The sequence below is a fragment of the Candidatus Endolissoclinum faulkneri L2 genome (genome assembly GCF_000319385.1).
GTDB classification, from domain to species: Bacteria; Pseudomonadota; Alphaproteobacteria; order Thalassobaculales; family Thalassobaculaceae; genus Thalassobaculum; species Thalassobaculum faulkneri.
Window position 1 is genome coordinate 123,964 of the sequence record NC_019566.1, and the last position, 20,158, is coordinate 144,121.

General features: G+C 35.1%; 10 protein-coding genes. 7 read left to right on the forward strand and 3 right to left on the reverse strand.

Annotated features, from left to right (window positions below):
- Positions 1 to 657: 657 nt before the first annotated feature.
- Positions 658 to 2,007 carry a UDP-glucose dehydrogenase family protein gene (locus A1OE_RS00420; protein ID WP_015087837.1) on the forward strand — a complete coding sequence of 450 codons (1,350 nt, stop codon included), beginning with the start codon at positions 658 to 660 and terminating at the stop codon, positions 2,005 to 2,007.
- Positions 2,008 to 2,019: 12 nt separating this feature from the next.
- Positions 2,020 to 3,399 (forward strand): phosphoglucomutase/phosphomannomutase PgmG, encoded by a 1,380-nt coding sequence (gene pgmG / locus A1OE_RS00425; RefSeq protein ID WP_015087838.1) that lies wholly within the window; start codon positions 2,020 to 2,022, stop codon positions 3,397 to 3,399.
- 1,302 nt (positions 3,400 to 4,701) lie between these two features.
- Here the strand turns inward: pgmG and A1OE_RS00430 are convergent.
- A complete protein-coding gene (locus A1OE_RS00430; protein ID WP_015087841.1) occupies positions 4,702 to 5,061 on the reverse strand; it encodes a DUF2852 domain-containing protein in 360 nt (119 codons plus the stop codon).
- A gap of 2,188 nt (positions 5,062 to 7,249) precedes the next feature.
- Here A1OE_RS00430 and glmU point away from each other — a divergent pair.
- Both glmU and glmS read left to right on the forward strand, forming a co-directional pair.
- Positions 7,250 to 8,605 carry a bifunctional UDP-N-acetylglucosamine diphosphorylase/glucosamine-1-phosphate N-acetyltransferase GlmU gene (gene glmU, locus A1OE_RS00435; RefSeq protein WP_015087844.1) on the forward strand — a complete coding sequence of 452 codons (1,356 nt, stop codon included), beginning with the start codon at positions 7,250 to 7,252 and terminating at the stop codon, positions 8,603 to 8,605.
- 4 nt (positions 8,606 to 8,609) lie between these two features.
- Positions 8,610 to 10,433 carry a glutamine--fructose-6-phosphate transaminase (isomerizing) gene (gene glmS / locus A1OE_RS00440; protein WP_044283322.1) on the forward strand — a complete coding sequence of 608 codons (1,824 nt, stop codon included), beginning with the start codon at positions 8,610 to 8,612 and terminating at the stop codon, positions 10,431 to 10,433.
- A 1,985-nt stretch (positions 10,434 to 12,418) separates the two neighbouring features.
- Here the strand turns inward: glmS and A1OE_RS00445 are convergent.
- Positions 12,419 to 13,714, reverse strand: a complete 1,296-nt coding sequence (locus A1OE_RS00445) for an adenylosuccinate synthase (protein ID WP_015087848.1) — start codon at positions 13,712 to 13,714, stop codon at positions 12,419 to 12,421.
- A 50-nt stretch (positions 13,715 to 13,764) separates the two neighbouring features.
- Positions 13,765 to 14,931, reverse strand: a complete 1,167-nt coding sequence (locus A1OE_RS00450) for an ATP phosphoribosyltransferase regulatory subunit (protein ID WP_015087849.1) — start codon at positions 14,929 to 14,931, stop codon at positions 13,765 to 13,767.
- A gap of 491 nt (positions 14,932 to 15,422) precedes the next feature.
- On the opposite strand from A1OE_RS00450, the gene A1OE_RS04530 reads away from it, so the two are divergent.
- The 3 genes from A1OE_RS04530 to glyS all read left to right on the forward strand — a co-directional run bounded on the left by A1OE_RS04530 (position 15,423) and on the right by glyS (position 20,050).
- Positions 15,423 to 15,554 (forward strand): hypothetical protein, encoded by a 132-nt coding sequence (locus A1OE_RS04530; RefSeq protein ID WP_272942670.1) that lies wholly within the window; start codon positions 15,423 to 15,425, stop codon positions 15,552 to 15,554.
- A 1,434-nt stretch (positions 15,555 to 16,988) separates the two neighbouring features.
- Positions 16,989 to 17,897 carry a glycine--tRNA ligase subunit alpha gene (locus A1OE_RS00455; RefSeq protein WP_044283175.1) on the forward strand — a complete coding sequence of 303 codons (909 nt, stop codon included), beginning with the start codon at positions 16,989 to 16,991 and terminating at the stop codon, positions 17,895 to 17,897.
- A gap of 44 nt (positions 17,898 to 17,941) precedes the next feature.
- Complete coding sequence (gene glyS, locus A1OE_RS00460; RefSeq protein WP_015087854.1) at positions 17,942 to 20,050, forward strand: glycine--tRNA ligase subunit beta; 2,109 nt, start codon at positions 17,942 to 17,944, stop codon at positions 20,048 to 20,050.
- The last annotated feature ends 108 nt before the right edge of the window (positions 20,051 to 20,158 follow it).

A 20,158-nucleotide genomic window follows, 5' to 3' on the forward strand; every position in this document is an offset into this window, starting at 1 on the left:
TATTGTTTACAATTTTTTTATCTATAGGCATTAACAGTATTGATATCAATGAATTTTATCACTCTTGATAAGAAGAAAAGCAGATTTAGTATTACTATTTTAATTTGTTTTGCTGTATCAATATTATTATGGATTTATTTTTAGAACGCGATTATCGTAGTTATGTTTAATTATTCTTGAAAGAAAGTTGGACAAAAATGTAAATTTTAAAGTGATTCTTAAGTGTTTATCATATGAATAATATATAGAAATTATTTAATAGAAATAAGTAAAATTTATTTGTTAACTATATAAGCTTCATTGAAAATCTCTTTATTTTATTATAATAATATATTATTCAAAACAATTAATTCTGGAAAAGCATTAGAATAAATTAATTATTTATTAATCGTAATTAACTACATCAGTAAAAATAATTAGACTTAATTTAATCGGTAAGTATATTTAATTACTTGCTTACTATATTTAAACAAATAGATTATGAAAAAAAATTCACATTCACGCTATTTCTTTGTTATAGGCAAGAAATTAAATTTTATACAAGTAAAATAACTATGATCAGCAAATAATAGTTTTGCTTTATTGTTGTATTTAGGCATTAGCATATCTATAATCAATTATAACGTTTATAATTGATTCTACAACAAAGGTAGATTAATGCGAATTGCGATCATCGGCGTAGGTTATGTCGGGCTGGTCACAGGTGCTTGTTTTTCTGAATTTGGCGTGGAAGTGGTTTGCGTTGATAAAGATGTAGAAAAAATTCGCATGCTGCAAGAGGGCAAGATTTCAATCTTTGAACCTGGTCTAGAAGATTTGGTTGTCAATAACGTTAAGGCTTGGCGCCTTTTTTTTACTACTGATATTGCAGAAGGAGTGAGCAGTTGCGATGCCGTTTTTATTGCTGTTGGTACTCCGCCGAGTAGACTAAGCGACGGTCATGCTGATCTAAGCTTTGTCTATTCTGCTGCTACTGAAATTGCTGATAATATTGCTGAATATACGGTTATAATTACTAAGTCAACTGTACCTGTAGGTACTAGTCGTAAGGTTGAACATATTATTCGTGAGCGCTGTCCGAATTGTGATTTTGATGTTTGTTCTAATCCAGAATTTTTACGTGAAGGAGTGGCAATTGATGACTTTATGCATCCTGACCGGGTAGTGATTGGCGCTAGTAACGATCGTTCGCGCGAGGTTATGCGTCAAATTTATCGACCGCTGTTACTGACTGAGACTCCAATTTTTTTCACTGAGCTAGAAACAAGCGAGATGATTAAGTATGCATCTAACACTTTTTTAGCAACTAAGATTACATTCATCAACGAAATGGCTGACCTGTGTGAGCGGATGGGGGTTGATGTGCATGAAGTTGCTTTAGGCATTGGATTAGACGATAGAATTGGGCATAAATTTTTGCACCCAGGACCTGGGTATGGCGGCTCATGCCTTCCTAAGGATGCTATGGCGCTAATTAAGACTGCGCAGCATTATGACTCACCGCTACGTATCATTGAAACTGTTGTGGATATTAATAGTAAACGCAAAAAGGCAATGGCTGCTCGAATAGTTGATGCGATTGGTGGTTCAGTTGCTGGAAAAACTATAACTTTACTAGGATTAACTTTTAAATCAAATACTGATGACTTACGTAACAGCCCTGCGCTTGACATTGTACCGGAATTGGTAAAAGCTGGTGCTATTGTGCACGGATATGACCCTGAAGGTATAGATGAGGCGATTAAGTTGCTACCTGAAATAAAATACTATCAAAATGCTTATGAGGCTATGGATGGAGCTGATGCTGTTGCTATTATTACTGAGTGGAGCGAGTTTCGTGCGCTTGATGTCTTTCGCATAAAGTCTATGTTAAAAACACCAGTAATGATTGATTTGCGTAATATATATGACCCGCAAGTAATGAAGGATGTTGGCATCACTTATATATGTATTGGTCGTAACTTACAATCTTCGAGTAATATAAGTGACAATTTTAGTGAGGCTTAGGCTTTGACTGAGATGCATCAATTTGATCCTGCTATTCTACGCAAGTATGATGTGCGTGGTTTGGTTGGTAGTGAACTACAAATGGCTGATGCTTATGCGCTTGGAAAGTCTTTTGGGACGATTGTCATATCGCGTGGTGGTGTTCGTGTAGTGGTTGGGCGTGACGGTCGTGTCTCTTCATCAGAGATAGCACACTATACCATTAAGGGATTGATAACTGCAGGAATAGATGTATTAGATGTAGGGGTCTGTCCAAGTCCAGCATTGTATTTTGGAGTACATCATTTAGGCGTTGATGGCGGTATCATGATTACTGCTTCACATAATCCTTCAGATTATAATGGCTTTAAGATGATGTTGGGCACTGCACCATTCTTTGGATCTGATATACAAATTATGAGCCAAATTGCTAGGACAGGTAGCTATACATCAGGTTTTGGAAAAGTAAAAAGTGTACCAGTTTTGGATGCTTATATATCTCGCTTACTAATGGATTATCGATTTGGCCGAGAACTTTCAGTAGTTTGGGATTGTGGTAATGGTACAACTGGGCCAGTGGTGACCGCTATGGTTGATGCGTTGCCTGGTACTCATACAGTGCTTTATTCTGAAATAGATGGAACTTTTCCCAATCACTATCCAGATCCAACTTTACCAAACACACTCGGGGGTTTGCGAAGTGCCGTATTATCCTCTAAAGCAGATCTAGGCATAGCCTTTGATGGTGATGGTGATCGAATTGGCTTAATTGATGAAAGTGGCCAAGTAATTTGTGGTGATCAACTTTTAGCTATTTATGCGACTGAGATTCTTACTAAAAATCCAGGCGCCGCTGTCATAGCTGATGTAAAGGCTAGTCAAGTGCTGTTTGATCATGTTACTAATTTAGGAGGATTACCCTTGATGTGGTGTACTGGTCATTCGCTTATTAAGAATAAGATGATGAAAACTGGTGCTTTGTTAGCCGGCGAAAGAAGTGGGCATATCTTTTTTAAAGATTGTTATTATGGTTTTGACGACGCTCTCTATGCTGCTTTACGTATACTATCGCTGTTATCAACATCATATCGTTCACTTTCTGATTGGAATCAGGATCTACCAAACATGCTAAGTACACCGGAAATTCGATTTTCTTGTGCTAAGAATCAAATACTACCTGTAATTGAAAATGTTAAGTCATTGCTTGACGGTCGTGATGATATCTCAGTAAACAATATTGACGGAGTGCGAGTAAGCTCTAAAAATGGTTGGTGGCTACTGCGCGCTTCTAATACGCAGGACGTATTAGTTGCACGTTGTGAGGCTCAAAGTTTAGATACACTCGAATTACTTAAAAACGAAGTTGTACGCGTTATCCGTACTGTTGGTTTGGAGAATATTCCGGTTTTTTGATTGGTTACATAATTAATATTTTATAATCAGCAATTTATTTATATCTGTGCTTGTGGTTAAATTTTATAGTCTATGGTATTTTCACTGCTCACCTCACTGATATTATCAGTAATTTTTTTGATAATATCAGTGAGGTGAGCAGGTTTAATGCAGATGTTAATAATTTTGCTAATAGAAAATAGAACTTTGTTTCACCGTAAAAAGAAGATTATATTACATAAGCAATTAATTTAATTTTTAGCTTAACTCTTGTAAATAACTGTATGATATTGTGTTATATTACGCTTGCTCAGTAAAGACGTTATAGGCTATCTAATAGATGAGATATTAATTAGATTGAATATGCAGTCCGCCGGTCGCGATGCTACTGTCGAAATAAACCAAAAGATTATGCATGAATTAACAAAAAGGTTATGATCAAGTTTACAATGCTAAGGTCTAAGTAACATCTTTAGCTCTCTAAGAAAAGACTAAAAACCGCTGCCACGTCTCGCTTTGCTTTTTGAACATTTTACTAAAAATAGCAGAGTGGTTTTTGGCGTTAAATTGCTTAACGGAAGCTAATTCTATTCTCCGTTCGGATGGTATGTTTATTAGATGATTCTAACCTAGAGGAAATTGTTGTAATCAATAAAAAAAATTGTACCATTATTTTTAATTAAAGTAAAATTATTTATCTATAGTATAATTTACTTGTTATGCTTATGTATTGTTATAAAAAGAGCTTCTTAGTTTTATTATAGGAACAGTTAATTGTATGTAGTGTTTTTTTATAAATATTTAAAGAATATATTTTGTGTAAAAACTTTGATAAACACATATCTGAAACTCCCTACGCGAATAGGTTAGTAACTTATGGATGAAAAATGTGAAATTATGCTAAAAAGATATTTCTTATGAACATCCAAGAGTAGAACTCGACAAAGTTTTTGGTATGAGATAAAAGTCAAATGTTAACTTTGCGGATTTTATTTAAAAGTATTATATATTATAATACCTAATTATATAGTCAATTATTAGTAATATAACAGTTGTCTAAAATTTCATCTCATTAAATTGCTCTATAATTATAGAACTTTAATATGCAAAACAAAAGCAAGCAACATTTACATATTTACAAATCGCAAATTTTATTAAGTTGAATAAGACAAAAATTAATTTATCAAATAATAAAAAGATAAGAACAATGCAAGTTTATCAAAATAAAAACATTATAAATAAATAAAGATCAAATCTATTTTAAGAATCCCTGCTTTATAACAAAGCTCAATAGATAATTAGAAAACAATATTAAAAAGTTAATTACTTCACTGAAGAAGAACGACGTTGAGACATGAATTGCTCAAATTCAGCACGATCCTTTGATTGCCGAAGCTGTTCGAGGAACAACTTAAAATCTCGTTGTTCTTCTTCAAGCTGTCGAAGAGTTTCTGTTTTGTATGCATCGAATGCGCTGTTACCACTGGATCCATTATCGGAATGTCTAAACTTAGACCATTGATGATTTATAAAATCACAACAATTCATTCTTTTACTCCAAACCATGTAACAAAAAATTACCAATCCAATAGGCCATAAAAAAACAAAGCCAGCAAGCATTACTCCAATTAAAGGAAGCCTACCTATCTTATCTAACTTATACATTAATTCCATAGTAATCATTTAATTCCTAAAATTACCTAGCGATACATCGTCTTCCCCAGGCAGGGAAAAAGAAGAGAATCAATTATTTTTAATGCAAATTAAGACCTATCAAAAGAAAAGCCATACAAGCAGTTAATATATTGTTGTTTGTATGGCTTTCATTCATTAACTGAATATTTTCAGCTAAACTATCATTATCTTAATGCAGTAAAAATAATTCTACTTGGTCTAACAAGCCTTAGTTAACACAATAAAAAGCAGCTATTAAGACAGATCCATTAAATGAAGTAAGAAATCATATGAATAGCTATTTATAATAGCTGCTAATAGAACAACTGTGCATAACTTACTTTATTAGAAAGCAGTGTTGAAAGCATAACGGTTAGGAAAGGACCGCTAAAAACCATTTAGAAAGAATAGGAACCAAGCTATCATGATAATTTACTCCATGGATAAAATCCTAAAACTCATCGAAATTTAAAGCTTTTAGGATTTGTTAAGTTTAGGTTATTGAGACTAAATAATTAGCCAGCACAACGTCTAAGAAAGGATATCTATCAACCATTCCAAAATATAAGGTAACGCTAAAATATCAGGTAACCAAGCCATGATAATTTACTCCATGGATAAAATCCTAAAACTCATCGAAATTTAAAGCTTTTAGGATTTGTTAAGTTTAGGTTATTGAGACTAAATAATTAGCCAGCACAACGTCTAAGAAAGGATATCTATCAACCATTCCAAAATATAAGGTAACGCTAAAATATCAGGTAACCAAGCCATGATAATTCACTCCATGAATAAAATCCTAAAACTCATCGAAATTTAAAGCTTTTAGGATTTGTTAAGTTTAGATTATTGAGACTACATATAGCAATTAGCAGGTAAATTACAAACCCACCAACATAAAATAGCAACGATAAATAACATGATTATTTCACCATAAGGATAAAATCCTAAAACTCATCGAAATTTAAAGCTTTTAGGATTTGTTAAGTTTAGATTATTGAGACTACATATAGCAATTAGCAGGTAAATTACAAACCCACCAACATAAAATAGCAACGATAAATAACATGATTATTTCACCATAAGGATAAAATCCTAAAACTCATCGAAATTTAAAGCTTTAGGCATGAAGTATTGACATTATAAACAATAACAAACCATACTTCAAGATTTATGGTATAAATTCATAACTAATTAAAACTCAATCAGAATAATGCAAATCGCATTAACATAATATTAGAATTAATCATTCTCCCACCAGCTGCCCGTACCTGGTCTACAACGTAGACATGCTTTATTTAAATAGCTTCAAGCTAAAAATTCCATAGATAAAATTTTTTTCTAAACGAAATACTTTAGCATGATTATCTTTAATTAAGAATTATACAGTAATAAAATTCCTAATTTATTTATTAATTTGCCAAAAAATAGTAATAAAGATTAAGTTAGCATTAATAATTAAATATAAAATTGTTTAAGAGATTTAGGCATAAAATAATTAACGATCAGGTTTATTTACATCTATCAATTGTGTTATCAAAAATACTATCTATAAACAACCCAACCAAATTGGATTACAGAAGAATATTGCTAAATCATCAATAAATTAGTTTTAATTTTATAATTTTAGTTCACGGCGCGATAGCCTATAGATTCAAAAAAATGCTTTATTATTAACTTTTTAACTAATAATAGACTTTAAATTGTTAGATTAAGAAGCGGGTTTTGCGGAAACAACCAACTAACATCTACTTGTTACTTTAGTCTACGGTTGATTTAGAATAGTATTGTATACTTAAATGATACTTAGTTGTAAGATAGCTTGTAGTAAGTAAGCTATTTAGCATTGAAGTCTTAGGATTATTTTATACTATCAATCGCAAGACTATCAAATTCTGATCATCATAGTCCTGCTATAGTCTATAACATTAAGATATGTTTTGTGTGTTGCTGAGATGTTTGGACTATTGCATAGATCAATCTAGTACTAATAAGAATATTCAAGTATGCTTAAAGACTATTCTGACTGATCAGTTAGCAACTATAATTTTTGATTTAAATAATCTTACCTTATTGCAACGCGTTGCACAATCTTTTCTGCGTTAGTGTATTTCACTGCTAGTATTCACAATTTATTGAGACTTTGGTGTAAGAGAAGCATTGTGTTATTTAAATACTAGCTAAGGAGGGTATTGTTATGAGCGAACGAATTGCAGCAATAATCCTTGCAGCAGGCATGGGCACGCGCATGAAATCAGCCTTACCGAAAGTACTCCATCCAGTAGCGGGTAAGTCTATGCTTGAATGGGTGTTGGATGCGGTCGTCGATATTAATGCCGAGCCAATTGTAGTAGTAACTTCTCCTGCTCATAAATTTGTGCGTGAGGTTGCAAGTAAACGCGCTGTTGTTACCGTACAAGATTCACCTCTCGGGACTGGACATGCTGTGCTGTCTACAGCTAATGAGCTAGAGGATTGGTGTAGCTGTGGAGGTACTGTTTTGGTATGTTTTGGGGATACTCCAATGATCAGTTCCCACTCTTTGTCTAATTTAATTATTGCACGAAAAAAGATAGATAATCCAGCAGTAGTGGTTTTAGGTTTTGAACCAGAGGATCCTGCACTTTACGGACGGCTTTTATTCGCTCCAGATGGGACATTAGAACGAATAATTGAGGTACGAGACGCAACTCCTCGGGTACTATCAATTAAAAAATGTAACGGTGGAGCGATGGCAATCGATGCTTCAGTTATGTTTGACATGCTGCGACAGATTAATGACAAAACAAATAATTTCTACTTGACTGACTTAGTTCGTATTGCTCGTCTTGCTGGACGATATTGCGATGTGGTAAATTGCAATCCGGTGGAAACCCAAGGGGTTGATTCTCGTATTGGTCTTGCTAGGGCAGAAAATGCGATGCAAGTTAGATTGCGCGCATTAGCAATGGATGGCGGTGTAACTATGAATGCACCGGACACAGTTTTTCTTAGCCATGACACCAAATTAGCACAAGATGTAACCGTTGGCCCACATGTGGTATTTGGATTAAAAGTAGTGGTAGAACAAGGTGCACAAATCTATGCTTTCAGTCATCTAGAGAATGCACATGTTAACGTTGGTGCATCAATTGGGCCATATGCACGCTTACGATCCGGCACGCGAATCGGTGCTTCAGCACATATAGGCAATTTTGTAGAAGTGAAAAACGCTGAGATTGAGTCATCAGTTAAAGCTAATCATTTAAGTTATATAGGTGATGCTAGGGTAGGCAGCGCTGCCAATATTGGGGCTGGCGCTATCACTTGTAATTACGATGGGATCAATAAGCAATATACCAATATTGGAGCTGAATCATTTATAGGTTCAAATGCTGTGCTGATAGCACCCTTGATGATTGGTGATGGAGCTGTAATTGGGGCAGGCTCTGCTGTAACTAGTAATGTGAATAACGATGAATTATTAGTGGTGCGCGGTAAAAGTAAGACTATTCCTGGATGGGGAAAACGCTTACGCAAACGACATGTTATTAACAAGAAAACGAAAGACTAAAAAGATGTGTGGAATTTTTGGAGTATTGTCAGCTGATCCGGCTGTACCTTTGATTATAGATGCTTTAGGTCGTTTGGAATATAGGGGATACGACTCCGTAGGTATAGCGACGGTATTCGACGGCAAGCTATCTCGTCGCCGATCAGCTGGTAAGCTTAGTGCTTTACAGAGCTTACTAGAGCGCGAGCCATTAGAAGGCTTATCTGGTATTGGTCATACTCGTTGGGCAACGCATGGCCCGCCAACTCTAGAAAATTCTCATCCTCATGTCGCTGGGAGAGTTGCTGTTGTTCATAATGGTATTATAGAAAATCATGCTATTCTTAGAGATGAATTATCAGCAGCCGGTGTTACCTTTGAGAGTGCTACTGACACTGAAGTGGTAGCCCATTTACTAAACCGTGAGCTAATTGTTGGTGCTACACCGCACGAAGCTATGGCGCTGGTAATGCCTAGGTTAGTTGGAGCATTTGCTTTTGTTGTATTGATTGCCGGGGAGGAAGATTTATTATTAGCTGCCAGAAAAGCTTCGCCACTGGCTATCGGCATCGGTGAAGGCGTTGCCTACGTAGGTTCTGATGCGGTGGCATTAGCGCCACTTACTCGGCGCATTATTTATCTCGACGATGGTGATTGGGCTGAGCTGCTTCGTTCTAGGATATCAGTTTTTGATTGCTATGGTGTAAAAGTAACTCGACCAGAATATGTGTCCACTGTTTCCACGGGAATGATAGGTAAGGGCAATTTTCGGCATTTTATGGAAAAGGAGATTTATGACCAACCAGAGGCAATTGCCCATACTTTGCATGCAGTAATCGATCCTGGTACTTGGGTTGCGGCTTTGCCGGCTCCGTTGGATAATGTGAATGCAGTATCCAAAATAACTATTTTAGCAGCCGGTACTAGCTTTTATGCCGGTTTAACGGCGCGTTATTGGTTTGAGAGCATTGGTGGCGTAGCTTGCGAAGTTGATCTCTCTTCTGAATTCAGAGATCGCAAAGCAGTTTTACCTGATAAGGGTGTTGTCATCGCTGTATCTCAGTCAGGCGAAAGCCTTGATACTTTGCTGGCTTTACGGCACGGTAAGAGATTTTGTCAAAAAACACTCGCTTTAGTCAACGTACCGGAAAGCAGTATTGCACGGGAATCTGATGCTGTATTATTGACGAGAGCGGGGCCAGAGTTTGCAGTTGCTTCGACTAAGGCTTTTACCGCTCAGCTTACTGCATTTCTTGGTCTTGCAATTGCTTTTGGTTGGGCAAGAGGCAATATTAAAGATTGTGATGCATTACGTTTAATAACTGCTCTGGAGGGCGTACCAAGCAGAATAGCTAGTGCACTAAAGGATATTAGTAAATATCAAAAGATTGTTCATGACTTATTACGGGTGCGAGATGTGCTTTATTTAGGGCGTGGTTTATCCTATCCTATTGCCCTTGAAGGCGCTTTGAAGCTGAAGGAAATCACTTATATTCACGCTGAAGGTTATGCAGCTGGAGAGATGAAACATGGACCAATTGCTTTAATTGACGAACATGCACTGGTAATTGTAGTAGCTCCAAGTGATGGATTGTTTGATAAGATTGCTTCCAACATGGCTGAAGTACGTGCGCGTGGTGGAAGAGTAATTTTGCTAACCGACGCAAAAGGTGCAGAAGAGTTAGGTATATCAGCTGATCATTTAGTCGTGCTGCCAGACATACAGCCAGAAGTTTCGCCGATTTTGTACGCGATACCAGTACAGCTATTAGCATATTTAACCGCAGTTGAAAAAGGTACTGACGTTGATCAGCCGCGCAACCTAGCTAAAAGCGTAACAGTTGAATAAAGATATCTTTGCTTGAATAAAAAAGTGTTTTTATTCTTTGGCGAGAATAAATCACTCTAAATAAGTTATTTTTAAGATTATGAATGATTAGGTATTCTACGGATCAATAAATTGATCTCTGTTTTAATCTGTAAATTTTAAATAAAAAAACATGATTTATAAAGATAAGTGATATTATACTAGAATTTTTTCAGTTGAACATTTGTTTAAGATATTAATTTGATTAAAGCTATATTCATGTCAACTATATTGCTTATTACAGTATACCAATCGTTCTAACAAGAAGAATAAATATTTTTTATTTAGTTTTTGCTAAAAATAGCTTTACATTATGGATATTTATTCAGGTGACTGAGCTAATAGCGCTTGTTAGGTTATTGGGTAAGTGCTATGTCAAATAACATGTTAATTTTGACTAATAAGCACGAAGATTTAATAGTATTCTTATTAAGTAAACTAGTTTATAGAATTACAATTTGTAAAAAAGTTAACAATTTGTACGAGCTAGCATGATTTAAATGTTTTTTCATTTGTAATGATTTGTGTAAGTAGTACCAGAGGAGATTTTATTTACTTAAAAATACAAATTATTAAGTTACTTATAAAGATAATCATTGTATAAAATGTGTAAAAATTATTGTAATGATTAAAAAATTAGCCAAAAGAATGCTGCTAGGATTATTAATACTCTAATTAAGTTTTAAGCAGTCAGAAATAAATTGTTCATTATAGCACAAAGCATTTAGTTAATTTACTTCAAAGTAAAGATTTTTGTGATAATTAAGAACAATTCAAATATCTCTCGCGAGTATTATTATTAATATAATAAAGCAATCATTTTACACTGGTTTTGATATTAACACATATTTATTGTACCAAAAGTAAAAAAACTCATCATTGTTAAGTTTTTATTAACGATATATATAATAAGTATTTCTATAATTGATATTATCGTTAATATGTATTAAGTTTATATGAAATATTGAGTTTAAAAATTGTGATTGATTTTTAGAGTATATTGACGGTGATTTTTTATCAGTGTATACGAACCCTCAGCAATAGCTGATATAAAATTGAATTCGTAAGTAGACTAATTGCTTTGATTATGATAAATTGAGCTTTTTCTTGACTATGTTACTCACTTATTACTTTAAATGTTTAGATTAACCAGCCAATTATTTGAGTAATTAATTTTTAATATGAAAAATACTCAAATAAGTATTATCTCTTTAGCACAAAAGCTTATTGTATTGTTAATATTAATTATTTACTAATCTTACGTTATTCGATACTCAATAATAAATTTATACACTAAGTAAACTAATTTATACTGAATTATTGTGCTTTAGTTTTATTAAAAAAAATAAAATTATTTTTTCAAGTAATTTAGGCCGAGATTGTCTATGCTATTAGACGCATCTGTTACAATAAAAATACGCTTATCGTTTTGATAATCTTAATGATGCTTATCTCTAGATATCCATCCGAATTTTGCTTAACATTAAATTGCTGTTTGTGTCCAAAGATAAATAACTATTGTTATATTTTACTTTGTGAATTAAACGATTAATCTATCGTAGTAGAATAAATCGTTTAATTATAGTTGGCCTATATGATTTTTTTTGAAAATATTTTGCATTATTGCAACAATATATTTTACTCATAGATCAATCAATAAGATCTTAAGATACTGATCTTATTTGCCAGAAATGAATATTATTTTTTGTGCTTACCGCTTGTAAGTAGCTTATTTAGTTTACTGAATACGGAAATTAGCATTTCACCACTTGTAAAATTGGGTCAGGAATATAAACTTTGATTATTAATCAACTTGATGGAATAGTTCTAATATGTTAGTTAAAGTAATTATATATTGCTTAACGCATAAGGCAGAGTAATAGCAACCACCGAACTTGCGACTATAACGAGTTTCATATAGATAATCTTTTATTAAATAATTATTGAGTGGTGGATTATAATCACAATTATTCTGCAAAAGGATCTTTTATAATAATTGTATCTTCGCGTGCGGGGGATGTAGATAGAACCGTGATAGGAGAATCTACCAACTCCTCTACCCTTTTAATATATTTAATCGCAGCAGTTGGAAGTTGATTTAAAGAACGAGCCCCTTTGGTACTTTTGGTCCAGCCATTTATAGTTTCGTAAATTGGCTCTATCTTACTTTGTCTTGCTGTTTCCGCAGGGAAATATTTAATTACATTGCCGTTTATTCTATATCCTACGCAGACTTTTAAATGGGCGATACCGTCGAGCACGTCAAGTTTCGTTAAAGCAATACTGGTTATACCTCCTATGAGTATCGCCTGCCGTACCATAACAGCGTCAAACCAACCCAGCCTACGCGAACGGCCAGTAACTACTCCGAATTCTTGCCCCCGTTCGCTCAGTAATTTACCTATTTCATCCGTCAACTCGGTAGGCAATGGCCCTTCGCCAACCCGGGTAGTATATGCTTTGGCAATTCCTAACACATTTTTGATTGAAGTAGGACCAATACCAGAGCCGGTAGCAGCTTGCCCAGCTACAGTATTAGACGAAGTAACGAATGGATAAGTACCATGATCAACATCAAGCATCACCCCTTGAGCACCTTCAAATAAGATGCGTTTACCAGCACGTTGGGCGTTTGCTAGCTGTTCAAAAATTCTGCATATATAAGGTAAGATTTTTGGAGCAATTGCAATAAGGTCTGATACCAACTTATTCGTATCGAGATCTGGCTGATTTAAGTAGTGCAAATAAGGGTTGTAGTATTCTGCAAGATATGCGACCTTGCTCTTCAAAGTTTCTGGTTCAGCTAAGTCACCTACACGTATTGCTCGGCGACCAACCTTGTCTTCATAAGCTGGACCGATTCCACGCCCTGTTGTTCCAATCTTATTGCCCTCATGAGCACTTTTCTCACGTGCTTGATCAAGTATTCGGTGAACTGGCAGAATTAAGGATGCTACTTCAGATATTTGCAAATTTTCTGGTGTTAAAGTGATACCTTGCTGTTCGATTTTCTTTTTTTCATAGACGAAAGCCCAAGGATCGAACACTACTCCATTACCTATAACAGATAACTTACCTTTACGAACAACCCCAGAGGGCAAAAGACTAAGCTTAAAAACTTGATTGTTAATCACTATGGTATGACCTGCATTATGGCCACCTTGAAAACGTACGACAACGTCAGCATTTTCTGACAGTCTATCAACTATTTTTCCTTTACCCTCGTCACCCAATTGGACTCCAATTACTGCAATGTTGCTCATACCGTTATTCCTTATAGTGCTCAATACTCAATATTCCTAGCAAATTAAGCTTAGTATTGGCTCAGATCGATCGTTTGTCCGTTAAGCAAAATAGACTTACACCCCATACGCTTAGCCTCAGCATAATTATCAACGACTGGCGTTAATCCAGCTATCGTAATTTGACCTCTTGTACGTAAAGCCATTGATTGCTCGCGGGGAGTGCCGTAAGGTATGTATACAGTTGGCGTTTGTTGATGTTTAGGCAGGATTTGAAGTACGCGCTCTAAATATATAGTAAACCCTGTTGCTGTGCTTTTGGGATCTTTGTCAGATTGATAGCGTCCGCCACGCCCTATTTCATTTCTTCCACCACGGGCAAAAAGACTAAAAGCTATGCCAGTATGGTATTCAAAGCCCCTGTTTTCTGCTGGGTCTACAGTGATGGACAAGTTCGGCTCAAAGTTTGTGATTAATTTAATTACTTCAGCTGGCCTAACCAAAAAATCACGAGCTTTATCAGGTAATTCAAGCTCGGATAAAGCCCGCATTGCTTCTTCGCATGGACCAAAAGCTTTAAGCAAACCCACTAATACAGATGATTTGCTATTAGCAAGCCTCTCCACTGTAGCTATATCTTTTTGGTTTATTGCCTGCCTAACAGCTGAAAAAATTTCCGCAGGTAATCGCATATCAGCTAAGACCAGTGGTACTAAAGCTGGAATCATTATGTCAAGTGAAATCGATTTCACACCAACTGTGTGTAATGATTCAATTGCCAATAAAATAACTTCGGCATCTGCATCGGCGGTTGAATTGCCAATTAGTTCTGCACCAATCTGCACTAATTCACGCTCTGGATTAAGCTGATTTGTTGTGGTGAGCAAAACCTCACCTGCATAACAAAGTCTGACTGGCCGTGGAGCGTCTATCATTATTGTAGATGCAATGCGAGCTGCTTGCGTTGTCATATCAGCGCGTAACCCTATCATATGCTGTGATATCGGATCAATCAGTCGGAATACTTGCTCAGAGATAGCGAGGCCAGGACCATTGAAGAGAGTGTTTTCAAACTCAACTAGCGTCGGCTTTACTCTCATGTAACCGTGGCTAATTGCGATTGACATAATAACATCGATCATTTTAGCTTCTGCATCGGCATGCGGAGATAAAATGTCACGAAATCCTATGGGTAATGTAACTATTTTTTCAGGATTTATGATAGAATCGTGAATCATAGATAGCACTCTAAGCTCAATTTATATTATAACAATGATTCATTACTAAAATATATTGTAAAATTATTAAAGTTTTTTTTGAAAAATTATTATAATATAAAGTATATAATTTATCTTGAGTTTTTGTCTTCAGCCAATATAGATCAATTCTATTGAAGATAGAGTTTACTATTATAATGTTCTAATATTTTATTTACTAAATTTTTGGGCGGTAATAAAAAAAACGACCTATTTCAATTTTATAATTGATCTTAGGGTTAGGCGTTTAATATCTTTAATATTAAAAGATATTGTCAAATTTTAAATAGCTTAAAATAATTAAAAAACTATTTGGCTGTTCGACACCATTAACTTAATTAAATCTTATGAATAATGAGTATGTTTTTGCCAAGCACTTTATAAAGATCTGCTTGAGTATTTTTTGTGATTTAATCAAAATTAAATTTGCTTTAAGCTAATTGTATTAATATTCATGAATTGGCAATTGTTTAATGCTTACGGAGAGGGTATTTGTTAGCTTTTTACCGATAAATAGTATAATTACGATGTATTGTTTTTGTGTGGAAGAATTATCTGCTCGGGTGCTTGATGAGATAGGCAATCAGGTTATCATTATTGAATAGCATTCATTAGGCAAGTATTATTAGAAATGAGATTTTTAAATTTAACATATTTCCGTTATAGTGAAGTATACTTATTCAAATTGGATTATCTTCTTGGTTTAAATTTTTCGTATGCTATTGGTAAACCATAATTTAGTTGGATTTTTTATTTAATTAAATCCTAAAAGACAAGCACCGATTTAAATTAACAGGAAAAAATGTGAAGATCCTCGATGATTTGCAAGTGGTTTCATAATTAATTCGATGGGTGGGATATATTTAGAAGCTATATGATCATTGAAGTATAGCCATTGAGCTTGTTCTAATGATGGCCGATATTTAATTTTGTTGCTATTAGGAAAACTAACATAAGTTATTGACTTAAAACAATCTATGTAGGCTATTTTAATAGGTCATTACTAGGATTTATCTGCTTGTAATTTTAGGAAAAATCAATTCAAAGCTATTCGATCCTTGTGTGTTTGGTTTTTGCCAAATATTATGTAGGCAGTCCATCATCGAATAGCTGATTTTTGACAATTTAATTAAGATTAACATTAAAATATTAATTGACCAGATTGTTATTTGTTTCATTTTCTTTCATGTACCGGTTTAACAAGCTCAAGCTACTTATAACTAATTTTAGCAATTATTTAAGTCTAATTTCTACTGGAAATAACATCAAATATGTATTTGTCCTCTCTTGAGATAAGCTATTTATACAATATGAGGTAATCTTTGACTAAGCTAAATCATATTTATCATGCTATTAGCTGTGCTTTAGCTTAAGAAAGCTTAATTTTGTATTCACTGAATAATCCATTAAAAATAGCACTTTATAAATGAGAAATTAAGTATGGTTGCAAATAATAGAGATTTTTTAGAATAATTAGGTAGTATGCTTGATGAGTAATATATTTTGCAAAATCAAAAGAATGTTATCCTCAGTATTCACCAGGAAAGCTATACTTAAATGTCATGCTAAATTGCAATGTTTTTTCTAACAAATCTTGCAGAACGATAGCATCCTTTATTAGTAAATAAAATTATGTAAAATATTCAATAAGATAGAATGTTTCTGCGCGTATTCTGTAGCTGGTATATGTGTAATCAATCTGATAAATTTAGAGTCTTTATTCAGTATCTACTTTTTTATATTTATCAAACTATAGATAATAAACTTTCTCTTTGGAAGAGCCGAGTCCCAATTAATACAAATAGGCATTTTACAAAATTTTGTGTTTGTGATTGTTAGTGTAGTACATAATTTAAATACAGATTAAGCAAGCGAATGATCTTTATAAAGATGCTATCAGTATAATTTATTGATTTTTACTCGATTGATTTTGCAGTTAATAGCATTAACAGCTAATTTTCTATCTTTACGGTTTTTTGCTTAAACAGTCTTTGTATTTAAATGAGCTATTATGTCTTAAATGAAACAAGAGGATAAATATGCCTAGTGGTAACGTGGAGAGCAGTGTTTACCGGGTAAACAACCATTTTCAAGCCATAATTTCGATGCTTCAATCCTACTGGGCTAGTAAGGGATGTATAGTTCTTCAGCCTTATGACATGGAAGTTGGGGCGGGTACCTTAGCCCCATACACAACCTTAAGGTCGCTTAACCCGAATGAAATATGGCGCGCTGTCTATGTGCAACCTTCTCGTAGGCCTACAGATGGTCGATATGGAGAAAATCCCAATCGCCTACAGCGTTACTACCAGTTACAGGTTATTTTAAAGCCTTCACCACTTGACAGTCAAGATCTTTATCTTGGATCTCTTTCTGCCATTGGACTTAATCCAATCCTTCACGACATTCGTTTTGTTGAGGATGATTGGGAAAACCTAACTCTTGGCGCTTGGGGACTTGGGTGGGAGGTTTGGTGTGACGGTATGGAGATATCTCAGTACACTTATTTTCAACAGATTGGTGGTATTGACTGTACACCAATTAGTTTGGAGGTAACCTATGGATTGGAGCGTATAGCAATGTATCTTCAAGGGAAAGATACTATATTCAACCTTGACTGGAATGGTATTCCAACTGAGGAGGGTGGCAAAACTTATGGCGATATTTACAAACAAGCGGAATTAGAGTTTTCAGCTTATAATTTTAAATATGCTGATATTGATCAGCTGCTTCGACGATTTGTAGATTGTGAGTTTGCTTGTCTCAAGCTAGTGGAAGTCAATCTTCCACTACCAGCCTATGATCAGTGTTTGAAAGCAGTACATGCATTCAATTTAATAGATGCACGTGGTATAATTAGCGTAAATGAACGTCAAGCTTATATTAGTCGTATACGAAAATTAGCCAAGGCCTGCTGCGAAAAGTGGGTAGAGAATAGCACAGCATAGAATGCTGGCAAAAATTAAGTTTAATCAGGCAATTAGGAGCCAGTATGGCTGAGTTGCTTTTAGAGTTATTCTCGGAAGAGATGCCTGCAAGCATGCAGGTACAAGCGTCTAATGATCTAAAATTGCTTTTAATAAATAAGCTTTCCGCTACTAGATTAATTTTTTCTCGTGCTGACTCTTATGTAACTCCACGTCGATTAACTTTGGCGATTGACGGCTTGCCAAGTAGGCAGCCGAATATAAGAGAAGAACGCCGTGGACCACGTGTAGGTGCATCGGAAAAAGCAATCAATGGTTTTTTAACTTTTAGCGGGGTGACTTTAGATCAATGTGAGCGACGTAACACCAATAATGGTGAGTTTTGGTTTGCAACAATCGAGAAAAGCGGTCAGATAACAGCCGATCTTTTGCCACAGATAATTTTGTCTTCTATTCAAGAAATGCCTTGGAGTAAATCCATGCGCTGGGGGACAAATAACTTTCGCTGGATACGGCCGCTGCACCATATTCTAGCTGTGTTTGATGGAAGAGTATTAAAAGGTACTCTAGATTTAGGCAAGACGGAACTTACTTTTACCGATCGCACTAGAGGTCATCGTTTTTTAGCACCTAATGTTCGTGTAGTTAACTCATTTAAGGAATATCGTACAGAATTACTCAATAGTTTTGTTATTATTGAACGAGAATACCGCAAAGATATTATTCTGAAAGATGCACGCTATTTGTGTGATTCCAACGGTTTAATTTTACGCGAAGACTCGGAACTTTTAGAGGAGGTTTGTGGCCTGGTCGAATGGCCAGTGCCTTTGATGGGTCGAATTGACCCTGAATTTATGTCTATGCCACCGGAGGTGCTAATTGCTTCAATGCGAAGACACCAAAAGTGTTTCGCAGTCAATAAAAAAAATGGCACTTTAGCAGATAGATTTGTTATGGTATCTAACATGTCTAGTGAAATAACTCGTAACGCGACTATAGTAGCTGGTAACGAGAAGGTTTTACGAGCAAGACTAAGTGATGCGAAATTCTTTTGGGAGAAAGACCGAGCAATTAATTTGCTTGATCGGCGCAAGGCTCTACGTGAAGTGCAGTTTTATAGCAAGCTTGGTACTATGGCCGATAAGGTAGAACGGTTTGCTATTCTAGCTGCCACAACTGCACCAATGGTTGGTGCTAATGCTGATAAGGCTTATCACGCTGCTCTTTTGGCCAAGGCTGACTTAACGACCAGCATGGTTAACGAGTTTCCGGACTTACAGGGCATAATAGGACGTTACTACGCATTGGATGCAGGCGAAGATTTACATATAGCTGATGCTATTGCTGAACACTACTATCCGCGTGGTCCTAGAGACATATGTCCGACTTCTCCTATTTCCTTAGCCTTATCTATAGCAGATAAGGTTGATACTTTGATAGGGTTTTTTATTATTAACGAAATACCAACTGGCTCTAAAGATCCATTCGCGTTACGCCGCACTGCTCTTGGTATAATTCGGATTATTATTGAGAACGGGCTACGGATCAAACTTCTTCCACTCTTCGCAAAAGCTCGTGCTTTAATTGCTATTGTTGACAGCGTAGCGGAAACTGATAAAAAGTTGCTAAGATTTTTAATTGATCGATTGAAGGGTTATTTGCGCAAAAATAGGATACCTCAAGATCTAATTACAGCTGTATTCGATTCTGGTAAAGAGGATGATTTAGTGCGTTTATTAACTAGAGTAGATGTGCTAAGAGATTTTCTTAGCACCAAGGATGGCAGTAAGTTGTTATTCGGCTACCGCCGGGTGTTTAATATTTTGCGCGCTGAGGAAAAAGATTACATTCGTCAATGCAGTGCTTCTCATTTTGTTCTACCAGAATTGATCGATTTTTCGCACTTAGTCCAAACTGAGGAAATTAACCTTTATAACGCTTTGCAGACTATATCAACTAAAATTAAAGTTTATTTGTCTAACGATGATTTCATTAATGCTACTGCTGCAGCGTATCTTTTAATAGAGCCAATAAATGCTTTTTTTGATAGAGTTAAGGTTAACGCAAATGATGCTCTATTGAGAAATAATCGTCTGTCCTTACTCAATGCAATCAGAAAAGTAATGGATAATATTGCTAATTTTTCGCTAATAAAAACTAGTAGCTCTCCCTAGAATGAAATAATATTCATTGTAGCGCTTATTGCTTCTTAACAAGAAGCGTACTATTTTGTAGTATATAGTGCTGTATTTTATTACTTTTTAGATAATGTTTTAGCTAAT